The sequence below is a fragment of the Paenisporosarcina sp. P4_E4_2 genome, assembly GCF_056401595.1.
The window spans coordinates 1-3,624 of sequence record NZ_JBFUJC010000320.1; the positions used below are offsets into that span (position 1 = coordinate 1).

General features: G+C 35.9%; 3 protein-coding genes and 1 pseudogene. 2 read left to right on the plus strand and 2 right to left on the minus strand.

Annotated features, from left to right (window positions below; translation table 11 throughout):
* Positions 1-228 precede the first annotated feature (228 nt).
* Together AC1DSB_RS16285 and AC1DSB_RS16290 are read left to right on the plus strand one after the other, a co-directional pair.
* Positions 229-522 (plus strand): annotated as a pseudogene (locus tag AC1DSB_RS16285) (transposase); the annotation flags it as partial.
* A 137-nt stretch (positions 523-659) separates the two neighbouring features.
* Entirely contained in the window at positions 660-1,631 is a 972-nt protein-coding gene (locus tag AC1DSB_RS16290; RefSeq protein WP_477532326.1) for an IS3 family transposase, read from the plus strand.
* 179 nt (positions 1,632-1,810) lie between these two features.
* Here AC1DSB_RS16290 and AC1DSB_RS16295 read toward each other — a convergent pair whose 3' ends face one another.
* Complete coding sequence (locus AC1DSB_RS16295) at positions 1,811-2,689, minus strand: helix-turn-helix domain-containing protein (protein WP_477532327.1); 879 nt, start codon at positions 2,687-2,689, stop codon at positions 1,811-1,813.
* Positions 2,690-3,003: 314 nt separating this feature from the next.
* Positions 3,004-3,447 (minus strand): hypothetical protein, encoded by a 444-nt coding sequence (locus AC1DSB_RS16300; protein ID WP_477532314.1) that lies wholly within the window; start codon positions 3,445-3,447, stop codon positions 3,004-3,006.
* Positions 3,448-3,624: the final 177 nt, after the last annotated feature.

The following is a 3,624-nucleotide window of genomic DNA, read 5'->3' on the forward strand; positions in this document are numbered from 1 at the left end:
TGAAGAAATAATTACAGACAAGATATTTGGATTATGTAAAAGTCGATCAATCAGGTGGGCAAAAGAAAAATCTATTCAGCTTAAAGCTGCGGCAGTTCGTATATGGAAAATATGCTTAGACTAAAAACAAATCATATACTTGATGCTTTGGACGTAAAAAAAGACCATCGAAATTGTACTGCACCCCGAAAGTTAGACCACCAAATCTAACTTTTGAGGTGTTTTTTTGTGGTCAAATATGATGAAGGATTCAAGCAAAAAGTTGTTCACGCTTATTTAGCTGGTGAAGGTGGATATGCTGCCCTGGCTACTAGATTTGGAGTTCCAAGTAAAACGAATATAAGAAAATGGGTCAGTGCGTTTCAAGAATTTGGGAAACAGGGTTTGGTTACTAAAGAGGCAGATGCGAGTTATCCTGTTCAATTTAAATTAGATGTCCTAAACTATAAGTTAAGAACAAGAGATTCCTTTGAAGAAGTGGCTAGAAAATTTGGCATGACTGAACCGACTATGATTATTAATTGGTTGAGGAAATGGCAAAATGAAGGTGTTGAAGGGCTCTCTAAATCAAAGGGGCGTCGATCAATGTCTAACAATCCAAAGAAGAAAAAGAACGTGAAAAAATTGACGAAGGAACAACAGCTTTTAAAAGAAATAGAATTACTTCGTGCGGAAAATGCCTATTTAAAAAAGCTCCGAGCTTCAGGGATAAATATTCCGAGCCGACTGCTAAAACAGAATCCAGAGTCATCCATGAACTCAGAAAAGAATTCAAATTAGCCGTTATTCTTGAAGCAACAGATTTTCCAAAGGCCACCTATATGTATTGGCAAAAGCGATTTAACGAACCTAATCCAGATGAAGAGATTGAAAACATGATCAAGGAGATTGTAGACAAGCATGATGGAAATTACGGTTATCGTCGAATTGATATAGATTTACGCAAGAGAGGCTATAGCGTAAATCACAAAAAGATCCTTCGGATTACTAATAAGCTTTACATGACATGCAAATCCTTCACACGGAAGTCTAGGAAATATAGTACGTACAAAGGAACAGTTGGCACGACTTCAAAAAACCTTGTCAATCGTAGATTTTATACAAGCATCCCATATCAAAAACTAACGACTGATACAACCGGATTTAAATATTACGAGACGAATGCGAATGGGAAGTTAATCATTAAGAAGGCTTATTTAGATCCGTTCTTAGATATGTTTAATAGTGAGATTTTATCCTACAGGCTCTCAGAACGTCCAAACGCAAAAGCCATCTTGGATGCCTTGGATGAAGCAATAGAAATAGCAAAAGACTGCACCTATCGAACGACGATACACTCTGACCAGGGTTGGGGGTATCAAATGAAGTCATATGTAAAGAAGCTAAAAGATAACGGGATATTCCAAAGTATGTCCCGAAAAGGAAATTGTCTGGATAATTCGCTTATGGAAAACTTCTTCAGCATAATGAAACAGGAAATGTATTACGGGAAATTTTATCTCTCTTTTGAAGAGCTGAAGCAAGCAGTGAATAAGTATATTTATTACTATAACAATGAACGGATAAAAGCAAAATTGACTGGCATGAGCCCGGTTGAATACCGTCTCCATACCAGTCAACTAGCTGCTTAAATATTTCTGTCTAACTTTTAGGGTTCAGTACAAATGATGGTCTTTTTTAACTAAAGCATCCTTTAGCTTAATATTATTTATTTGCATTCTGTTCTTAGCAAGCGTTAATTCTTCTTGGATCGACTCCCACTTAGTTTAATAAGTGCATTACCTACAAAGTAATCAAATATTAACAGTCATTACTCATTAAAATCTAGATTACTTGGTTGTTTCGGTAAATGGTCTTGTGAAAGCATATTTGTCGTAGCTACTTTCTTATTCACTTCCTCAAAATTGAAACCGTCTGCCCATACTTTTCCTTCGCCAATAAGTAAAACGCCAAAGTGAATGGAGACACTTTCTTCTGGAACATCTAAAATGATAGAATAGTGATTCCACTCTGTAGTACCTTGAATAGAACGATTATCCATATTATCAAATTGAATTGTATCACCAGAAAAATTATCAATTCGAAGCCAAGCACCACATTTTGTCACCTGTTCTGTTTTTAAGAAACATGACATCTTTATTCGTTTTCCTTTGTAATCATCTGATTGGAAACCTTGCATCATTGTCGCAAATTGTTGTTCATTTGCCTTACCCTTCGCATAAAGCAATCCCGATTTTGTCCCTGTGTGGAATACATCTCCATCTACTATTAATTCATACAGTTCCGGATTAGAACCACTTAAGTTCCATCCTTTAATTTGTTCTTGTGTGTTCATATCATTCTCCTCCTTTTTCATTCGTACAACTATCATCACCTGACGATATTTTCCTGGCGGTAAGCCGTAAACATCTTTAAACTCTCGTGTAAAGGCCTCTTGAGATTGAAAACGGAATAAGAAGGCGATTGTTAAAATTGATTCATCTGTTTGTAACAGAAATGATGCAGCCGTCGCTAATCGACGTAAACGTATATATTCCCCAATCGACTTCCCTGTTTCTTGTTTAAATACACGTGATAAGTGATATTTCGAATAACCAATGACGGAAGGAAAAATATCCATTTGGATTTCTTCCGTCAGATTGCCCTCGATATAAGAGACTGTTTTTTGCGTTATTTCACTGTAATACAACTCACTCACCTCAAAATCATCATAACGAATAAATAGAAAGAATTTTTGATAAATATTGCTAAGATAAATTCCTTATTATATGTATAAATCTACTTATCTTTCTGTTTTTGACCACATTCAATTTCCCATCTCTTCAACTAACTGCCCCGTTAGTTGAAGTTTCAACTTAACTTGATTGGATCATTTTTCATGGATATTTCACTCTCATTTTTCTACCTAAAACGCTACCTTTCTAGATTTTATTCGAGTTTGCACCTAATATAATACTTTTGAAACCGAACCCCATGAGAGCTGAAGGAAAAAAAGCTGTTTATCTACTCGTATTGGTTGAAATTTGTATCCTTTGGCATAACAGATGTAATATACGCTATTTCTTCTTCACTAAGATTAGGGGCAAAAAATTCCGTTCCCCAATGTTCAGAATGAAACATCGTAGTATCACCTTTGCTTAAGAAAATAGAGAACCATTTGATATTCTCCGTTTCAGCTATGTGATCATAAAGAAGATAATGTGAAATATCGTACGTCAGGATTCCTCGGAAAATGGTTAATTTCATATCTTCTGGCAACTCATGATCGGCTTGAACTAAGGCTTTCGTTTCCTTAATCACTTCTTTTTCTTCATTCCAACAATGAATCTCGATGGTATCCGATTTCTCAATGAAGTATTTCATTAACGGAACCCAGTACGCATAATCTTCAGGCATCGGATTAGGATTAGGGAATGCTGGAATGGTGAAATGCAATTGGTATTTCATGTTTTAACTCACCTTCCCTTCTATAGATCAACAATAAAGTATATTTACCGAACGTTTCACTTTTAAAGAAAGCTTATCATTGGCTGATTCGTCCGCCATCCATCGATTCGTTTACTCAACTGGCATGTATAGTCCATACACAACCAGTTGACATAGCATCACAATCGGGAAGTATTC